The 278-nt window shown below is 54.7% G+C and carries 1 protein-coding gene; it reads left to right on the forward strand.

Annotation, left to right across the window (positions count from 1 at the left end; genetic code table 11):
* On the forward strand, positions 1 to 278 hold a 278-nt coding region (locus tag V5P19_RS23470; protein WP_334407945.1), incomplete at both ends, for an ATP-binding cassette domain-containing protein.

Raw genomic sequence — 278 nt, forward strand, 5'->3', positions numbered from 1 at the left:
GGCTAGAGTGCGCCGGGAACACATTGGCTTTATATTCCAGCGCTACCATTTGATACCTGATCTTAGCGCACTTGGTAACGTGGAGATCCCGGCCATTTACGCCAACAGCGAACGCGACAGCCGTCGGCAACGTGCAACGGCGTTGCTGGGCAGACTGGGACTGGAAGGACGTGAGCATCATAAACCTTGCGAACTTTCAGGCGGTCAGCAGCAACGCGTCAGTATTGCCCGAGCACTGATCAACGGTGGAAAGATAATTTTGGCGGATGAGCCAACTG

It is taken from the genome of Enterobacter sp. UNJFSC 003 (assembly GCF_036903355.1).
Taxonomy (GTDB): Bacteria; Pseudomonadota; Gammaproteobacteria; order Enterobacterales; family Enterobacteriaceae; genus Enterobacter.